Source organism: Cyanobacterium stanieri LEGE 03274 (genome assembly GCF_015207825.1).
Taxonomy (GTDB): Bacteria; Cyanobacteriota; Cyanobacteriia; order Cyanobacteriales; family Cyanobacteriaceae; genus Cyanobacterium; species Cyanobacterium stanieri_B.
This window is the reverse complement of the sequence record NZ_JADEWC010000017.1, coordinates 15925-32639: the sequence shown is the minus strand read 5'-3', so window position 1 is coordinate 32639 and position 16715 is coordinate 15925. Positions and strand designations below refer to the sequence as shown.

Sequence of the window (16715 nt, the reverse complement as noted above, 5' to 3'; positions counted from 1 at the left end):
CAAAAATCCCTAATATCCACTACCTAATATGACAAAATCTTAATGTTCATCAGCCATGGTTTCTTCTTCCTGCATAATCGGTAAACTAATTACTACTTTGGTTTCTTTTCCATAAACACTATCAATGTTCATCGAACCTTCAACGGCTTGAGTTATCATTCTGACTAGGTTTAACCCAATACCTACCCCTTGTTGTTGGTGTTTTTCCCGTTCAAATTGCCTTAAAATGCCTACTTTGGAAATTTGTTCGGCTGTCATTCCTTTCCCTAAATCGTGGATGCAAATATGCAGTTGATTATTATCTATGTGGCTTGAGATAGTGATGGGTGAATTTGAGGGGGAAAATTTGAGGGCGTTACTTACTAACTCGGAAATTATTAAGGCTAAATATTGTTCGTTAATGGCAAGGGTTGCTTCTTGTATCTCAAAAACTAAATCTTGCTCACGACTGAGGTTTAGGGCTATTTCTTTAGTGATGCCATCAATGATGGCAAGGGAAAAAATACTTTCCCCCGCAATGGATTCTTTTTTGGTGGAGTTGGATATGGCTAGTTGTAGATAGAGTAAAAATCTTTTGGTTAAATCGACTAATCGATTGGTGGAGTTTTGGGCGCAGTCTAATAATTCTAATATTTCTTCATTGTCTAGGTTAAACTCGTCATCATCAGAAAAATTACTGGTGAGAATATCGAGCGCCCCTACAATACCATTTAGGGGGGTATTTAATTCATGGGATAAACTCGTAGCAATATTTCCTGTTAGCTCGTCCATGTTTCTGGCTAACATATTAATGGTATTCCTTTGTAAGATGGAAAACTGATTAAGGCGATCGTATTGAGTTTTTATTCTCAACATCGATTTGATTCTGGCTTTTAATTCAATGCTGTTTACGGGTTTACCAATAAAGTCATCAGCGCCTGATTCTAAGCAGTTTGCTAGGTCTTGTTTTGAATTAAGGGCTGTTACCATTATGATAGGTATTTTTTTCCATTTGCTTCTGCTTTTGATTTCTCGACATACTTGGATACCGTCTAATTCTGGCATCATCACATCTAGCAATATTAAATCTGGCTCAAAGTCTTCTAACCAATGGATGGCGTCATAACCACTGGAGCAGTAATATAATTGATATTCTTCTGAGGTTAAAAATGTCTCGATAACGTCAAAGTTATCTGGCTCATCATCAACTACAAGAATGGAGTAGTTTTTCATGGATAATGAAGGAATAAATTGTTTTTTGTAAAATGTATAAATAACTTTTAATAGTATAGTGCTATGGTAGCTTGATGGTTCAATAAATATTAAATTTAAGTAATATTTTATGAGGAAATTTTTCTTAAGGGTTCATCAAATAATTGGGGTAATGGTAGCTCTGATTATTATGGTTATGGGTTTGACTGGTAGCTACTTGGTATGGAGTCGGGAGATAACTCCTGTGGTTTATAGTTACACTCACCAATTAGATGTTGATAAACCTGACTATACTTTGGATAAAACTGTTAATTTTTTGACTGAAAGTTATCCTAGTCTTAGGTTAACAAAAATTGTTTTACCATTGCAAAAAAAGTCTCCGTTACGTCTTATTTTGAATGATGCTCAAGACATTAGGCAAGAAATTTATTTTGATTTTGAGCAGGAAAAAGTATTAAATATTTATGGCAGAAATAATACTTATGATCCTTTTTTACATAGGTTACATACGGAGTTATTAGGGGGAAATATTGGTAAATTTATTCTTGGTTTATTGGGGATTTGTTTATTGATTCTTTCTCTTACTGGTATATTTCTTTGGAAGGGGTGGAAAAGGTTTCGTATGGGCTTTAAGGTGCGCTGGTTGTCAAAACCGCAAGTTATTAATTATGATTTACATCAATTTATCGGTATTTTTTCTTTTATTTTGGTGGCTAATATGGCTATTACGGGATCAATATTAGCTTTTGAGCAACCGATAAATAAACTTTTTTCTCCATCTAATTTAGAAACTGTGACAGTCAATAATCAATCTTTAATGGTAAATAATAATACTAATTTATCATCCCTAGATAGTCTTTTAAGAGAAGCAAAACATATTACGGGGGAAAATAATTTTACAGAAGTCAAGTTTGTAGAAGAAAGAGATATTATTGAGTTTCGTTTTAAACAGGGTTATGATATTAATCCTCGGGGTAGAAGTTATATTTCTTTTAATGGCAAAACAGGAGAATTATTGAATGTTGATAAGTTCTCTGAAAAATCATTTTATCAGCGTTTTCGGGTATGGTCTGATGTTTTTCATTATGGTATTTTATTCGGTATATTTAGCATGGGAGTTTATTTTGTTTTTGGATTCGTATTAGTAGGTTTATCTTTAACGGGATTTTTGATTTGGATTCAGAAAAAAAAGTTCTTTTTTACCAAGGCAAAATAGAGCCATCCCAGGAGAAAAATTTACCGTGATCATTTTTGGTTAAGCGATTAATTATTAATAGTAATTGAGAGGTGCAACGCTCGACAGAAAATAGTTTTTCGGGGGGAACATTTCCTTGAAAGGGTTGGGATAGTTGGGTGTCGGTGGTGCCGGGGTGGAGGGCGATAACGATGGTGTTTTTGCTGACTCGGTTATATTCTATGGCTATATTTTTAATGAACATATTGAGGGCTGATTTGGAGGCACGGTAACCATACCAACCTCCTAGATAGTTGTCTTCTATGCTACCTACTTTGGCTGAGATGGTGGCAAAAATGCTCTTTTGGCTATGTTTTAGCAGGGGGAGGAGATGTTTGGCTAGTAAGACGGTTGGGATGGCGTTTACTTGAAAGTAATGTAGTAGGTTGGGGCTATGGATATGTTTTAAACTTTTTTCGGGTTGTATTTCTCCTTGATGCAAAATTCCTACGCAGTTGATGACTAGGTGAAGTTGATTGGTGGTTGATTTTATTTTTTCTACTAGGTTAATGATGTCTTTTTCTTGGGTTATATCTCCTTGTATGCAATGAATTTTATGGGGATATTGTTGTTGTAGTTGAAATAGTTTTTCGGCGTTATTTTTATTTCTATATAGGCTGTATATTTTTTGATAATTATTATCTTCGGCTAGTTGTTTAACGAATCCTAAACCTATGCCTTGACTTGCTCCTAGGATTAAACAATGTTGATGGGACATGATTTTTTATTGATTGATTGGTTATGGATAATGGCACTTTTTATTTTACAGTTAGTTGGTTAAAAAAATAGGGGCGATCGCCCTTACTGGTTAAATGCGATCGCCCTAGAATGATACATTAAAAATAAGAATAAAAGTTTGAAACAGTAATCAAAAACTAATTATCAATACTTTTTACTGGATTTAAACTAACCTTGACAACCTTATTTTTTACTTCCTCTACCTTAGGTAAAGTTAAAGTTAAAATACCATCATTATAATCTGCTACTACTTCAGTATTTTTAATAGGAAAAGGTAAATTAATAGTACGTTCAAATTTACCATAATTAAACTCAGAAATAAAATAGTTATTTTCTTTTTCCGCTACGTTTTGATGATACTCCCCTGCAATTTTTAAATTTTGACGGCTGACACTAATATCAATGTCATCTTTATTAACACCGGGCAGAACTGCCTTTAAAACGAGGGTATCACCATTGTCAAATAATTCTAAAGGAATATTACCAATGGTTGGAACTTGTTCCCAAGTATTACTTAATTCATCAAATAAACGATTCATTTGACGGTGTAAACCATTAACATCAGATAAGGGATAAAAACGAACTAAAGACATATATTTAATCCTCCAGCAATGGTCATTAATAAGCTGTTACTTAATTTATATTCTGGCAATAAATAGGTTAAAATAGATTAGGGAAAACCGATATTTAGGCAGGATGGTTTACCGAATGTTTATAGTTAACTAAAACAGTATAATTCCTCAATTTAAAAATATATGTTGGGAGTATGGAAAAATAAGGTTTCAAGAATCATCTATAGTCGTGTAAAAGAGACAAAGAGAACCATAGAGGATGTTAACAAGGGAAAAATAAATTATGCTAACATCAAAGTATCGTTAAAAACCTATTTATTAAAGATAGAAAACCATTAAGTAAATTATCTTTAACAACAAAGGCTAACAACAAAAAACTAATTTTCATAACACGAATTCGACACTATGAACATCACCAAAAATGGACTAATCTTAGGGGCAACCGCCTTAACTGCTGGTAGTGTAGCAATCACAGGCTTTGGTCTCCACTATTCGCAAACTCAGGCTTTTGTCCAACAAAGTCCTAAGGAAATAGTCGATGAGGTATGGCAAGTAATCAATAGCCGTTATGTCGATGCAACTTTTAACGGTCAAGATTGGCGTAGCATTAGAAATGAATACCTAGAAAGGGAATATGCCAATGAGGAGGAAGCCTATGAGGCGGTAAGGGAGATGTTGAAAACTTTAGAAGATCCCTATACTCGTTTTATGGACCCTGAGGAGTTTAAGAGTATGCAGATTGACACTTCTGGGGAGTTAACAGGGGTTGGTATTCAAATCACCAAGGAGGAGGAGACAAATAATATTGTGGTGGTGGCGCCCATTGAGGATACCCCTGCATCGGAGGCGGGGCTTATGGCGAAGGATATTATCACAAAAATTGATGGTCAAAGCACTGAAGGGATGGAGCTAAATGATGCGGTTAATTTAATTAGGGGTGTCCCTGGAAGTAATGTGGTGCTTACAATACAAAGGGATAATCGGGAAATTGATTTTGAGTTGACTAGGGCAAAGATTGAGATTAAACCTGTTAGAAGCCGCATTGAAGAAGATCCGAACCTTGGTAGAATTGCTTATATTCGATTGGTTCAGTTTAGTAATAATGCTTCTGCGGAGATGCGAGAGGCGATCGCCCAAGCCGAATCCCAAAACGTTAATGGTTATATTTTAGATCTACGTTCTAATCCGGGGGGTTTATTATATTCTAGTGTGGAAATTTCTCGGATGTTTATTGACCGAGGAGGTATTGTCACCACCGTTGACCGAGTTGGGGAGGTGGATAGTCATCAGGCCAATGGTAGAGCTTTGACGGATAAACCTTTGGTGGTGTTGGTGGATGGTGGTTCTGCCAGTGCTAGTGAAATTGTTTCGGGCGCTCTACAGGATAATGAAAGGGCAACCATTGTGGGAACTCAGACTTTTGGTAAGGGTTTGGTACAGTCGGTGCGCGGTTTGAGTGATGGTTCTGGATTGGCGGTGACTATTTCTAAGTATCTCACCCCTGATGGTCGGGATATTAATAAAGAGGGTATTACCCCCGACATTGTTTATGAACTTAGTGAGGAGCAACGGGAGGTTTTAGCGGGCGATCGCCAGAAGGTCGGTACTTTGGAAGATGCTCAATTTAAAAAGGCTCTTGAAGTTCTCGGAAACCAAATGGGTAACACCGCTAGAAATTAAAATTCAGACAGATTAAAAAAAGGTGGGACGATGTATCGCCCACCATTAAATACTTTGATCAAGAACAGTTTTATATTTGATTTCAACGACTTTTGTGGTGATAAAAAAAGTTAACCAAACTTACCACTCACATAATCTCTGGTTAATTCCTCAGCAGGGTCATTAAATATTTTGTCGGTGTCGTCAAACTCCACCAAATAACCGATTTTATTACCCTTATCACCGATGGCCTCAGCATTAAAAAAGGCGGTGCGATCGGCTACCCTCGTGGCCTGTTGCATATTGTGGGTGACAATGACAATGGTGTAATTTTGTTTTAATTCGTGCATCAACTCCTCAATTTTGAGGGTGGAAATGGGATCAAGGGCAGAACAAGGCTCATCCATTAATAGTACCTCTGGTTCTGCGGCAATGGTTCTAGCAATACATAACCGCTGTTGTTGTCCCCCTGATAGGGAAAAACCACTTTTTTTCAATTTATCTTTTACCTCATCCCACAATACCGCACGGCGGAGGGAAGTTTCTACCAATTCATCTAAATCCCCTTTATAACCATTGATTCTTGCCCCATAGGCCACATTGTCATAAATACTTTTAGGAAATGGGTTAGGGCGCTGGAAAACCATGCCGATGTGATGACGTAATTTTACAGGATCGATACTTTTGTTATAAATATTTTGTCCGTGGTAGCTTACTTTCCCTGTGAGGTGAAAAGACTTAATTAAGTCATTGAGACGATTTAAAGAGCGAAGAATGGTACTTTTACCACACCCAGAAGGACCAATAAAAGCGGTTATTTGATTTTGCGGAATTTCTAAGTTAATTCCCCTAACGGCTTTATAGCTACCATAATAAATATCAACATTGTCCAATGCCATTACTCTTGAATCACTAATGTCAATATCGGGGGAATCGGTGTAATTGTTATCAGAGTGCATTTTTTTTATTTGAATTAACGATAAAAAATTAATTGATTAAAGGTGCGGAATATCTATGGACGATGATTATTTCAAAAATTTATGGAACTATTATTCCTCTTCTAATTTTAAGGCTAAAGTTATTAAATTTCTCTGGAGAATTAAATGATTAATAAACCTTTTTTCTGAGGGCAAAACGAGCAATAATACTGGTAAAGAGTACCAACATAACTAAAATTAATGCCCCAGCCCAGGCCAACTCGTTTTGAGCGGGGAAAGGAACGATCGCAAAGTTATACACCAATACCGCTAGGGTGGCGATGGGTTCAAATAATCCTTGGGCTGATACGTTAGGCCAAAAGTTGGAATATAGGGCGGTGAATAGTAGGGGGGCGGTTTCTCCAGCCGCACGGGCGATCGCCAAGGTAACCCCAGTTAAAATCCCGGGTAAGGCGGCAGGTAAGACGATTTTTAATACCGTTTGATAATTATAAGCCCCTACCCCTAAAGCAGCCCAGCGAATTTCTTGGGGAATAATTTTCAGGGCTTCATCGGTGGTACGAATAATGGTAGGTAACATCAATACCGCCAAAGCAACACCCCCAGCGACAGAAGAAAAACCCACAATACCCGTAGCAACCAATAAGCCATAGGCAAATACCCCCGCAATAATGGAGGGTACACCACTTAAAACATTGGTGGCAAAACGAATGGCTAGGGCGGTTTTATTATTACCACTAAACTCCGAGAGATAAATGGCAGCCATTACCCCAAAGGGAACAGAAATCAGGGTAGCAATACCCACCACCACCAAAGTTCCGATGATGGCATTAGCTAAACCCCCCTCAGTCAAGCCAGGGGGAGGGGGTAACTTGGTAAATAGATCGGCATTGAGACGACTAAAGCCCTGTACCACCACAAAATAAATAAGTGCCACTAAAGGGATGAGGGTAATGAGGACACAAAGACCAGAAATAGCCGTCATGACATTACCCATAATAGTTCTTGGGCTATTGCTATTTTTCTTTAAATCTAAACCTTTAATGGTTGAGGAAGTCATAATAAAATTTAAGATAAAGTTAGATACAAATCAACTTTGAAATTAAGGTAAAATTGTTCATAAATAGATGATTTAAAAATATCAAAAAATATCCTTAAATTAACTATTCGTATTTAGCCTTAATTTTATTAACAATTAATTCAGCAAAAATATTGACAATAAAAGTTAAGATCATTAACACCAAACCAGCATACATCAAAGCCGATACCTGTAAACCACTAGCCTCAGCAAATTGATTAGCGATCAAAGAGGCGATCGTGTTCGCAGGATCTAAAATAGATATATTAAGACGATTAGCATTACCAATAATCATGGTTGCCGCCATGGTTTCACCCATAGCACGACCCAAAGCCAACATAGTTCCCCCCACAATACCAGAAATGGCAGCAGGAATTAACACACGGAAAATAGTTTCCCAACGAGTAGCCCCCAAACCTAAAGAAGCCTGACGTAAATCAGGGGGCAAAGAAGCCAAAGAATCACGGGAAATGGCTATGATAATAGGTAAAATCATGATTGCTAGAATAATCCCAGCGGGTAACATACCAGGACCTGATGGCTCAGTGCTAAAAATGGGAATCCAACCAAAATTAGCATTCAACCAAAGTCCGAGGGTTCTGGTTAAAGGAATTAAAACAAAGATACCCCATAAACCATATACAACACTGGGGATAGCCGCCAAAATTTCCACCAAAAACACCAAGATGGTGCGAATTTGTTCCGGTAAAAAATCCTCACTTAAAAAAATAGCAGCGCCCACCCCCAAGGGTACGGCAATTAGCAGAGCAATAAAAGAACTAACCAAAGTTCCATAAATTACCATCAAAGTTCCGTATTCATCTTCCACGGGATTCCAGCTACTACCCGCAAAAAAACCGACATTGAATTCGACAATGGCCGGCCAAGCACCAACGATGATAATTAAAGCAATACTAATTAAAATTAAACCGATACCGATGGCAAAGGCATAGGTTAACCAACGAAAGCCCGTATCGAGATTTTTTTCAGTAACGGATCTAGAATCGGTAACGGCACTAGAACGACTGGAATAACCAGAAACACTCATTTTAAATACCAAGTTAAATAAACTGTAAATATATCGGTTTATACCATTTTCCCGTAGTATTTGTCGAGAAAATGGCAATTTTTAAAAATTCCTAAAATGGAAGTAGGTTTTATTCAACGGTGATGGTAAATTCATCGGTAAGTTGATCAGCTGCCTGAGCTACCCTAGCGGCCACATTGGGAGGTAAGGGGATATAACCTAGTTCAGTGGCAACATTTTGACCGTCGGTTAGGGCATACTGAATAGCGGCTTCTAAGGCGACGGCTTTTTGAGGATCATCATATTGTTGATAAGCCAAAATCCAAGTATAGGTAACAATGGGATAGGAATTAGCGCCCTCAGGATCGAGGATAAATGCTCTAAGGTTATCAGGTAGTTCTACGTTACCCAAGGTTGCTGAGGTGGTTTCTTCGGTGGGGTAAACAAATTCTCCAGAGGCATTTTGTAAAGAAGCCATGGGAATATCGTTGTTAAGGGCATAACCATATTCAATGTAGCCAATGCCCCCTTCGGTTTGCATGATACTAGCGGTTACCCCTTCGTTACCTCTACTACCGATAAAAGTTCCCCCAGCGTTACCCCATTCTACGGTAGTTCCTGAGCCTACTTCGCTTTCCCAATCAGGACTAATGGCGGATAGATGTTTGGTGAGTACCCCTGTAGTACCACTACCGTCGGAACGATGTACGAAGGTGATGGCTAAGTCGGGTAATTGGGCATCGGGGTTATCGGCGGCAATGCGAGGATCGTTCCATCTAGTAATTCTACCTAGGGCGATGTCCACATACACTTCTCTACTGAGGTTTAATTCTTCTACCCCAGGCACGTTGAATGCGAATACGATACCCCCTGCGGTAACGGGTAATAGTAAAACTCCTCTATCAATTTCGGCAATTTGTTCGTCAGTCATGGCAACGTCACTAGCACCAAAATCTACAGTTCCTGCGGTGAATTGTTCAATTCCTGCACCACTACCGACAGACTGATAGTTTACTTGTAGTTGGGGTACTTGTTCGTTAAGGCTTACAAACCAGTTTTGATAAATAGAGGCGGGGAAACTTGCTCCTGCACCGGTTAAGGAAACGCTATCGTCGAAGGGAAGTTCGATACTACCGGTGGTGGTTTCGGTGGTTTCTCCTCCTGTTTCTGTACCTCCTTCGGGGGTGGTAGTGGTGGATTCACCGCCACAGGCGGCAAGAATGAAAGCTAGGGTTAGGCTAGAAAATCCGCCAACAACTTTATTTTTTAAAGTTTTACTGTTTAATTTTGTCAACATATAATTGAGAATAAAAATTTAATTTCCTGTTCAGGTTTTAATCATAGAACAGGGATGCTTATTTGTTGGTAAAGGTTAGGTTAAGAAATTTATTTTTTATCTATCTTTTTTTTTAACTGATTTGATCTGCTTATTTTATTGAGAAAAAAACTCTTTAGCTTTGGTTTTTTTTAAGGTTTTAAATGTAGTTTATCTTTTTTGTTACATTTATCACTAACTAATTATTTTTGAAATAATATTAGAGTTAAGAACCAAGTTAACTCTTTGTATTGTTTGAGGATTAAGGTTATGTGGCGTAAATCAAAAACAAAAATAATTCAATATATTTTAGTATGTATAGGGTTGGGTATTTTGACTCAAGGCTGTGGAGATAGTGTTACTGAAGAAAATAAATCAATCTCTATTGATGGTTCAAGTACGGTTTTTCCGATTACCGATTTAATTGCAAAAAATTTTAATGGGCAAGGTGAAAATCAAGTGGCGATCGATGTAAGTTTTTCGGGTTCTGTGGGTGGATTTCGTAAGTTTTGTAATGGGGAAACGGATATTAATAATTCTTCTGTGCCAATTCCCAGGGAAGCCATGGAGGAGTGTAAAAAAAATGGAGTGGCTTATATTGAATTGCCTGTGGCTTTTGATGCTTTAACGGTGGTGGTAAATCCAAATAATAATTGGCTTAATTCTATTACGGTACAAGAGTTAAAAATTATGTGGCAACCGGAGGCAGAAAATCAAATTATGACTTGGAATCAGGTTAATTCTGATTGGGTTGATAATACTTTAAATTTATTTGGTCCTGGTCGTGATTCTGGTACTTTTGAGTATTTTACGGGGGCAATTGTGGGAGATGCTCAAGCTAGTCGTAATGACTATGTATTTAGCGAGAATGATGAGGCGTTGGTAAATGGGGTGGCTCAGGATATTAATGGGTTAGGCTATTTTGGTTATGCTTATTATGAGCAGAATAAGGATAAGTTAAAGGCTTTGGCTATTGATAATGGGGAAGGGGCGGTTTTTCCTTCTGATGAAACTATTATTAATAATACTTATCGTCCTTTGACTCGTCCTTTGTTTATGTATGTTAACGCTAAGAGCGCTCAGGATAATGGTGCTTTAAAAGGTTTTGTGGATTATTTTCTGAAGTCTGCTTCTGGGGTTGTAAGGGAGGTTGGCTATTTACCGTTACCTGATTCTGCTTATGAGGTGGCTTTGATTCATTTCAACACCCATCAGATAGGTACGGTGTTTAATGGCGAGGCGGTTTTTAACGTGAGTATTAATGAGTTGTTGAGTAAAGCCTATGCGAAGGATGGGGAGGGGGGTTATGTTTTTTAACTTGAGTTGGGGAGAATAGAAAATATATCAATCACTCCCCTTGGAATGAATTATATCAAGTTCGAAAAATTCCTTATAATTAGATTGTATTTTAGCAGTTGCCCCACCGTGTAATGAATTACACGGCTATTGGTTGATATTCAATTTATTGAATATGATATTAGGGGTTAATTAATTCGTTAAGGGTTTGTTCGAGGATGTCGGCACCTTGGTCGATTTCTTGGCTAGAAATGATTAGGGGGGGTACAAAACGAACTACTTTTGGCCCTGCGGGGGCTAGTAATAAACCTTTTTCCATGGCTTTTTTGACGATTTCAACGGAGGTTAGTGGGGTGTCGGCTTTAATTTCAATGCCGTTGATTAGTCCCCATCCTCTGACTTCTTCAAATGTTTGAGGATAGCTAGTTGCGATCGCCCTTAAGCGGGTTCTAAGTTGTTCGCCACGGGCCTGGACGTTTTGTAAAATACCTTCATTATCGATGGTTTCTAGCACTTTGAGGGCTGCTGCACAGGCGAAAGGATTACCGCCGAAGGTACTAGCATGATTACCGGGCTCAAAAACATCACAACTAGATTTACACATCATCGCCCCGATGGGGATACCCCCAGCTAAACCCTTGGCACTGGTGAAAATATCAGGTTCAACCCCAAGATTTTCGTAACCCCACATTTTCCCTGTGCGTCCTACTCCCACTTGTACTTCGTCAAACACCAGTAGAATGCCGGTATCGTCGCATATTTTTCTGAGGCGGAGGAAATAATCTAAATCCCCTGGCCTTACTCCTCCTTCCCCTTGTAATGGTTCTATCATGATAGCAGCTACGCGGCGATCGCCCTCATCAATATCAGTGATAGCTTCTTCTACGGCACGAATATCATTGTAAGGCACATATTCAAACCCCGGTACTAAAGGTTGGAAATGTTTTTGATATTTAGGTTGCCCTGTGGCGGTGATAGTGGCTAAAGTACGACCATGGAAACTAGATTTAGCAGTTAAAATAACAGGTTCTTCTAAAAATTCTAAGACCGTATGGGCATATTTTCTAACTAATTTAATGGCTGCTTCGTTGGCTTCTGCCCCCGAATTACAGAAAAAAACCTTGTCAGCACAGGAACTTTCGACAATTTTTTTAGCTAATGCCCCCTGTTCGGCAATATAATATAAATTAGAAACATGGTGTAGTTTCTTGATTTGCTCACTCACCGCCTCAATGAGGGCAGGATGTCCATGGCCTAAGGTACAAGTAGCAATACCTGCTACAAAATCAAGATATTCTTTACCCTCAGTATCCCATAGTTTACACCCTTGACCTTTTTCTATGGTAACGGGAAAACGCCCGTAGGTATTCATTACATATTGGTTAAAGTCTTCTCTTTGGGCAACGCCAAAACTAGATGTTAAAGTTGCTGTACTCACAAATTAAACTCCTAAAATTATATTAAAGGCTTTTTTTCACTATTTAAATACTAATAATTACCTTTTATTGTGTCACATTAACTTTTATTCGACTGCTAATGGTAAAGAATTGAAGACATTTTCTTATGCCCTAGCTAGGGTAAAATGATCGTTCAATTTAGCAATTTAAACATGAGTGGGTTTTTAGTTATTGTTGACTTTTGGTCAATTTTTGGTACTATGTTGTATTACCAAAACAGCACAGGGAGCGTTGTGGACGACATAGTTACTGACACTGCCTAATAATGCTTCTCCTAAGCCTTTTAAGCCTCGGCGCCCCGTAACGATTAAGTCGGCTTTCCATTCTTGGGCTAATTCACAAATTTCCACGGCTATGTTACCTGTTAAGCAGACAAATTCACATCTAACCTGTGCCTGATGAGCTTCAGTTTGTAATGATTCTAGCCATTCGTTTATTTTTTTCTTGTTATTTTCTAACATTTCTTGTTCAACATCCCAAACCTCGGAGGCATACATCCCGCTACCTACCACAGAAGGCATCAATAAATCAGTATTATGGGATAGATTTTCGTGCAAACAATGGCACAGCATTAATTCACTCTGATTATTTTTAGCTATGGCTAGGGCTTGTTGATAAACTTCTTTATTAATTTCGGGGTAGTCTAAACTGACGATGATTTTGTGAAACCCTAGGGATAAACTATTATTTTTATTCTCTAATTTATTTTCCATGGTTTTGCTCCTTTTATTTTGCCCTTATATATATAGTTTGACATAGCTACTTGATTTTTTTGCTTTTACGATAAAAAAATTAATTTTCTTTTTATGGTTACTAATTTAGTTTGTTTATCTTATTTTTGATTTAATATTTTTTGTTATCTTTATTATTGTTAGTTTTTATTTGTCTATAGGTTTTTTATTATCTTAGGGGCGATCGCCCTTAAATTATTATCTAAAATAGTTTAAATTATGACCCAAAATATCTCCTTAGAGCAAACCATTAATAACCTCAGAAATCTGACAGAATTAGATATACAAAATAATTGGTTTTTTACTGACCAAAATTTAAATCATCCTCCCATATATATCGATGATAATTGGCAACAGGCTATCCCCAACGAAAAAAGATATTTAGTATGGGAAAAAGGGGATAAGGTGCGCTGGTTTATTCAAAAAGTAACTATTCCTCATCATCTTAATCATTATCCCTTAAATAACTTATCTCTACGTATTAATTTAACATGGTGGGCCAAATCAGCTCAAATATTTATTGATGGTACATTGGTTTGTGAGGGAGATTTATTCGACTCCTCTAGCCGAGTTTTAGTTACTAATAATGCTCAATGTGAGCAGGAATTTATTATTAGTTTAAAATTAACAAGTCCTGGTCATGATATTGGGGGATTAATGATTTCTCGTTGTCTTTATGAAAGCAACTATAATAAAGTTGATCCTAGTTTAGTTGCCAATGAACTAACAGTTTTATCACAATATATTAATAATTTCTACCCTGAATATAAAACCACTATCAATGATAGTTTAAAAATTATCGATTGGGGTAATATTAAAAATCAAGATATATTTAATAAATCCTTAATAGAGTTTAGAAATAAACTATTATCCCTTTCAGAAATTATCAAAGAAAGAAACTTTTATTTATTAGGTCATGCCCATTTAGATATGGCTTGGTTATGGACAATGGACGAAACTTATGACGTTGCCCAACGAACATTTAACTCTGTATTAAATTTACAAAAAAATACTTTTCAATTAACTTTTGGACATACTACGGCTTATTTATATGAGTGGATAGAAAACCATAATAAATCATTATTTAATCAAATTCAAACTAAAGTAAAAAATAACACATGGGAAATATTAGGAGGAATGTGGGTTGAACCAGAAGTTAATTTAATTAGTGGAGAATCATTAATTAGACAAATATTATATGGACAAAAATATTTTCAAGAAAAATTTACAAAATATAATCGAGTAGCATGGTTACCCGATAGTTTTGGTTTTCCTGCCCAAATGCCACAAATTATGAAGTTAGGGGAAATTGATTATTTTGTCACAGGCAAATTACATTGGAATGATACCAACAAGTTTCCCCATGGTTGTTTTTGGTGGCAATCTCCCGATGGTAGTCGTATTTTTACCACCATGTCTCCCCCCAATATTGCGGGGGTAATGAATACTAATCCAGTAGTAATGAGTGATTACAGTGTGGCTTGGGAAAAACAGACAGGGTTAAAGGATATTTTTTGGTTGCCTGGGGTGGGTGATCATGGAGGGGGTCCAACCCGTGATATGTTAGATGTAGTGAAACGTTATGATGATTCTCCCTTTTTTCCACAAGTTACTTTTGCTAGGGCGGAAGATTATTTAGATAAGATTAGTCATCAATTGGGTGATGATATTCCTTTGTGGGATGAGGAGTTATATTTGGAGTTACATCGAGGTTGTTATACTACCCATGGAGAGCAAAAATATTTTAATAGATATTCTGAAAAACTACTTTTTCAGGCTGAATTGTTTTTAACTATTATTACTATTTTAAATAAAAAGTATAGTTTAATCAATAGCACTATTGTTGGTAGTCAACATAAAATTGATGATTTATGGCGAAAAATATTATTAAATCAATTTCATGATATTTTACCCGGTACTTCGATTACTCCTGTTTTTACTGAAGCTAATCAAATTTGGAATGAAGTAATTAAAGAAGGTGAATTAATTTTAAATGATTGTCTAAGGGCGATCGCCCTTAATATTGATAATAAAAAAAGAGTATTATCAAAAGGAGAAAAAAGAGTAGTAATTTTTAATAGTTTAAACTGGCAACGCTCAGAAATCATAGAAATTGATATAGAAGGCAATAAATATCAAGTAGAAGATGGAGAAGGCAATATATTAATAACCCAAATCAGTAAAGAAAATAAACTATTAGTATTAGTTAATGATATTCCAAAAATAGGCTATACTCAATTAATTTTATCTCCCATAGAAGAAGTTCAACCAGATGAAATTATAACTACAGATTTTATATTAGAAAATGAATATATAACCGCAAAAATAAATCCAAAAACAGGAAATATTGTTAATATTTATGATTATCAAATAAATAAAGAAATCATTAATCAAGAAGCCAACGAACTACAACTATTTGAAGATAAAGGACAATATTGGGATGCTTGGAATATTGATCCTAATTATGAACAAAAACCCTTACCAAATCCCAGATTAACAGAGATAAAATGTTTAGAAAAAGGAGCATTAAGACAAATCATAGAAGTCGTCAAAAAATATAATAAATCAACCTTTACTCAAAAATATATCTTATACTCCCATAGCCCCATAATTCATATAGAAAATACCATTGATTGGCAAGAAGAATATACTCTCTTAAAAGTTAACTTTCCCCTCAATTTTAATAGCCCAACAGCTTGTTATGAAACCCCCTGCGCCGTAATGGAATATCCCACTAATCCAAAAACTGCCCTAGAAAAAGCCAAATGGGAAATCTGCGCCCATCATTGGGTTGATTTAAGTAACAACGAATATGGAGTAAGTTTACTTAACAATGGTAAATATGGTCATGATTTTAAGCCAAATCAAATTAGACTAAGTTTGTTACGTAGCCCTAAATGGCCTGACGCTACTTCTGATATGATGGTGCATAATTTCAATTATGCTATTTATCCCCATCATCAGGGTTGGCAAGAGGCTAAAACAGTTAATAAAGGCTATGAATTAAATGTACCTTTACAAGTAGTAGTTTTGGCGGAAAATGAACACCATTTTGACATTTTTCCCCCTGAACAGGAGTTTTTAAATTTAGGCTCTGATAATCTGATTTTAACTTGTTTTAAACAGGGATATGATGATAAAAATCAAGTAATTTTGCGTTTTTATGAATCTGCCCATCGGGTTAGCAACTTTGATTTACAAAATAGTTTAGATTTAACCATTGAACATAAGGTTAATATCTTAGAAAATCCCCTTGATGAAGACAACTTAAACTATATTAAACCTTCTGAAATTGCTAGTTATAGTTTAAGGAAAATGGGTAATGGTTAAAACTGGCAAACTTTTGATTGGCATTGCTGATTTTGAGTATGAAACATTATTGAATTACACAAAAAACTAAGACTTCTAAATATTATAACTGTTCCCTATTCCCCGTTCCCTGTTCCCTTCCTCAACAAGAAATCATACCTTAATTCACC

At 36.5% G+C, this 16715-nt stretch carries 13 protein-coding genes; 4 read left to right on the top strand and 9 right to left on the bottom strand.

All coding sequences use genetic code 11. From position 1 onward, the window contains the following. Window positions 1-39 precede the first annotated feature (39 nt). A complete protein-coding gene (locus IQ215_RS08790; protein ID WP_193800939.1) occupies window positions 40-1212 on the bottom strand; it encodes a hybrid sensor histidine kinase/response regulator in 1173 nt (390 codons plus the stop codon). Window positions 1213-1321: 109 nt separating this feature from the next. Here IQ215_RS08790 and IQ215_RS08785 point away from each other — a divergent pair, with 109 nt between their 5' ends. Then, the gene (locus IQ215_RS08785) at window positions 1322-2407 is read left to right on the top strand and encodes a PepSY-associated TM helix domain-containing protein (RefSeq protein WP_193800938.1); all 1086 of its coding nucleotides are present in this window, start codon (window positions 1322-1324) and stop codon (window positions 2405-2407) included. On the opposite strand, the gene IQ215_RS08780 is transcribed toward IQ215_RS08785, so the two are convergent. Continuing rightward, window positions 2391-3143, bottom strand: a complete 753-nt coding sequence (locus IQ215_RS08780; RefSeq protein WP_193800937.1) for an SDR family NAD(P)-dependent oxidoreductase — start codon at window positions 3141-3143, stop codon at window positions 2391-2393. The two genes, IQ215_RS08785 and IQ215_RS08780, sit on opposite strands and share 17 nt — an antisense overlap. 157 nt (window positions 3144-3300) lie before the next feature. Continuing rightward, on the bottom strand, window positions 3301-3756 hold the full coding sequence (locus tag IQ215_RS08775; protein WP_193800936.1) for an Hsp20/alpha crystallin family protein: 456 nt from the start codon (window positions 3754-3756) through the stop codon (window positions 3301-3303). A 384-nt stretch (window positions 3757-4140) separates the two neighbouring features. Between IQ215_RS08775 and ctpC the strand changes: the two genes are divergently transcribed. Beyond that, window positions 4141-5415: a carboxyl-terminal processing protease CtpC gene (gene ctpC / locus IQ215_RS08770; protein ID WP_193800935.1), complete on the top strand. Its 1275-nt coding sequence runs from the start codon at window positions 4141-4143 to the stop codon at window positions 5413-5415. 110 nt (window positions 5416-5525) lie between these two features. On the opposite strand, the gene pstB is transcribed toward ctpC, so the two are convergent. The 4 genes from pstB to pstS all read right to left on the bottom strand — a co-directional run bounded on the left by pstB (window position 5526) and on the right by pstS (window position 9734). Beyond that, window positions 5526-6293: a phosphate ABC transporter ATP-binding protein PstB gene (gene pstB, locus IQ215_RS08765; protein ID WP_193800969.1), complete on the bottom strand. Its 768-nt coding sequence runs from the start codon at window positions 6291-6293 to the stop codon at window positions 5526-5528. A gap of 208 nt (window positions 6294-6501) precedes the next feature. Beyond that, on the bottom strand, window positions 6502-7392 hold the full coding sequence (gene pstA / locus IQ215_RS08760; RefSeq protein WP_193800934.1) for a phosphate ABC transporter permease PstA: 891 nt from the start codon (window positions 7390-7392) through the stop codon (window positions 6502-6504). Window positions 7393-7495: 103 nt separating this feature from the next. Then, complete coding sequence (pstC, locus tag IQ215_RS08755; protein ID WP_193800933.1) at window positions 7496-8458, bottom strand: phosphate ABC transporter permease subunit PstC; 963 nt, start codon at window positions 8456-8458, stop codon at window positions 7496-7498. A 109-nt stretch (window positions 8459-8567) separates the two neighbouring features. Continuing rightward, a complete protein-coding gene (pstS, locus tag IQ215_RS08750) occupies window positions 8568-9734 on the bottom strand; it encodes a phosphate ABC transporter substrate-binding protein PstS (protein WP_193800932.1) in 1167 nt (388 codons plus the stop codon). A gap of 288 nt (window positions 9735-10022) precedes the next feature. Between pstS and IQ215_RS08745 the strand changes: the two genes are divergently transcribed. Beyond that, a complete protein-coding gene (locus IQ215_RS08745) occupies window positions 10023-11069 on the top strand; it encodes a PstS family phosphate ABC transporter substrate-binding protein (protein ID WP_193800931.1) in 1047 nt (348 codons plus the stop codon). Between the two features lie 160 nt (window positions 11070-11229). On the opposite strand, the gene IQ215_RS08740 is transcribed toward IQ215_RS08745, so the two are convergent. Further along, entirely contained in the window at window positions 11230-12486 is a 1257-nt protein-coding gene (locus IQ215_RS08740; RefSeq protein ID WP_193800930.1) for an acetylornithine/succinylornithine family transaminase, read from the bottom strand. Window positions 12487-12690: 204 nt separating this feature from the next. Beyond that, a complete protein-coding gene (locus IQ215_RS08735) occupies window positions 12691-13218 on the bottom strand; it encodes a universal stress protein (protein WP_193800929.1) in 528 nt (175 codons plus the stop codon). Between the two features lie 237 nt (window positions 13219-13455). Here IQ215_RS08735 and IQ215_RS08730 point away from each other — a divergent pair, with 237 nt between their 5' ends. Continuing rightward, window positions 13456-16566, top strand: coding sequence for an alpha-mannosidase (locus IQ215_RS08730; protein WP_206688558.1), 3111 nt, complete (start codon window positions 13456-13458; stop codon window positions 16564-16566). The last annotated feature ends 149 nt before the right edge of the window (window positions 16567-16715 follow it).

Coding starts and splice junctions, on each gene's coding strand:
- IQ215_RS08775 (WP_193800936.1), bottom strand. CDS start 3,756: ATGTCTTTAGTTCGTTTTTATCCCTTATCTGATGTTAATGGTTTACAC.
- pstA (WP_193800934.1), bottom strand. CDS start 7,392: ATGACTTCCTCAACCATTAAAGGTTTAGATTTAAAGAAAAATAGCAAT.
- pstS (WP_193800932.1), bottom strand. CDS start 9,734: ATGTTGACAAAATTAAACAGTAAAACTTTAAAAAATAAAGTTGTTGGC.
- IQ215_RS08785 (WP_193800938.1), top strand. CDS start 1,322: ATGAGGAAATTTTTCTTAAGGGTTCATCAAATAATTGGGGTAATGGTA.
- ctpC (WP_193800935.1), top strand. CDS start 4,141: ATGAACATCACCAAAAATGGACTAATCTTAGGGGCAACCGCCTTAACT.
- IQ215_RS08745 (WP_193800931.1), top strand. CDS start 10,023: ATGTGGCGTAAATCAAAAACAAAAATAATTCAATATATTTTAGTATGT.
- IQ215_RS08780 (WP_193800937.1), bottom strand. CDS start 3,143: ATGTCCCATCAACATTGTTTAATCCTAGGAGCAAGTCAAGGCATAGGT.
- IQ215_RS08790 (WP_193800939.1), bottom strand. CDS start 1,212: ATGAAAAACTACTCCATTCTTGTAGTTGATGATGAGCCAGATAACTTT.
- IQ215_RS08735 (WP_193800929.1), bottom strand. CDS start 13,218: ATGGAAAATAAATTAGAGAATAAAAATAATAGTTTATCCCTAGGGTTT.
- pstB (WP_193800969.1), bottom strand. CDS start 6,293: ATGGCATTGGACAATGTTGATATTTATTATGGTAGCTATAAAGCCGTT.
- pstC (WP_193800933.1), bottom strand. CDS start 8,458: ATGAGTGTTTCTGGTTATTCCAGTCGTTCTAGTGCCGTTACCGATTCT.
- IQ215_RS08730 (WP_206688558.1), top strand. CDS start 13,456: ATGACCCAAAATATCTCCTTAGAGCAAACCATTAATAACCTCAGAAAT.